This window comes from Acidaminobacter sp. JC074 (genome assembly GCF_022496765.1).
Taxonomy (GTDB): Bacteria; Bacillota; Clostridia; order Peptostreptococcales; family Acidaminobacteraceae; genus JABXKX01.
This window is the reverse complement of sequence record NZ_VANV01000068.1, coordinates 1-1423: the sequence shown is the minus strand read 5'-3', so window position 1 is coordinate 1423 and position 1423 is coordinate 1. Positions and strand designations below refer to the sequence as shown.

1 protein-coding gene is annotated in these 1423 nt (G+C 31.5%); it reads right to left on the bottom strand.

From position 1 onward, the window contains the following. Positions 1-74 precede the first annotated feature (74 nt). Positions 75-1349, bottom strand: coding sequence for an ISL3 family transposase (locus EZV73_RS28225; protein WP_240843927.1), 1275 nt, complete (start codon positions 1347-1349; stop codon positions 75-77). Between the last annotated feature and the right edge of the window lie 74 nt (positions 1350-1423).

Here is a 1423-nt window from a genome sequence, read left to right as displayed (position 1 = left end):
GGCTCTTTGTCAAATAGTGTTGGTGGAGAGTAATTCACAAATTTAAATGTAATTGCGGTTTAGGGCTAATAGTCTTAAACCGCTTTTAGTTTTAGCATTCCTTGTGTGATGAGTATTCTGTTTCGAAAGTGCACATAACTTCTATAACCAAAGGCTATCCTCTTAATTACTTTTATCTTGTTATTAATTCCTTCTATAATCCCATTTGTATAATGGCAGTTGAACATATTGATAATATATTTCTTATATTTCTTGGTTGTCTTTATGCATGTAATCATGTAGCTGGATAAGGATGATTYTTCAGTTGATAAAGCTTTATCKAGTAAAGGAAGACTTTTTAGTTTTATCGCTGTCTTCATATCTTGATAGAGATTATAACAAGCTTTCAGTTCAGGACTTTGCTCTARGAGAAAATCTACAATATCTATCTCTCGCATCTGTTTCTTAAATGAACGATTGTATCTAAGTTTCACTGCATCTAAATTGTCACGATCTTTAAGAATTAGCTTCCAAAACCGCTTAAATTTATTATAGTGTTCATCGGCTTGATTCATGATTCTAATTCTAGTTTTATTAAGCGCGCGACTATAGAGTTGCACTAGATGAAACTTGTCAATTACGATACTGGCATTTGGGAAAAGTGCTCTAATTAAAGTCATGTATGGTGAATACATATCTATAACAATATTTCTAACAGCTCTCCGAGCTGCCTTAGAGAAGCTAAGGAAGTATCTTTTAAGGTTCTCTAGTTTTCTATCTTCAACAATATCAATGATTTCACTATTATCAGCATTTACAAATAAGAATGACATAGCTCCAGAAGTTGCTTTAACGGACTTAAACTCATCGAAGCATATATTTCTAGGCAAGTAGTTCTTTTTTACTTTATATGCTTCATATGCATCATCAATGATCCTATTAACTGTGGAATGAGAAACATTRTGATTCGCAGCAAGATCTTTCTCAGATATTTTCTTTTTCGCCTCGATAGCGATAGATAACTTGGTATTATTAGATATGAAGCACTTTTCTTTAACCAGTGACGTTTTAAGTGTAAAAGTAGAATTACAATGTTTGCATAAATATCTTTGTTTACTGAGTCTAATAATCGTTGGAAAACCAGCAGTAGACAGAACCTTGATATCAGAAGTCTTAAAACCGTGCTTAATAATATTTTTATCAAACACGCATGCACAACTATAACAAGCTGTTGGTTCATAAGTCAGTTTTCCTAGGATAACTTTATGTACTACATCCTTAATTGTTTCCTCTAAATAACATTTATCAGAAATAATTATATTTGGGTCTTTTAAATCTAGTAAATCTCGTATAAAATCAGTATTAGGCATGAGAGTTCTCCTTTATATTAGTTTTTGTGGTGATTACATTATAAAGTATATGAACTTCTCATGTCTTATTTTTT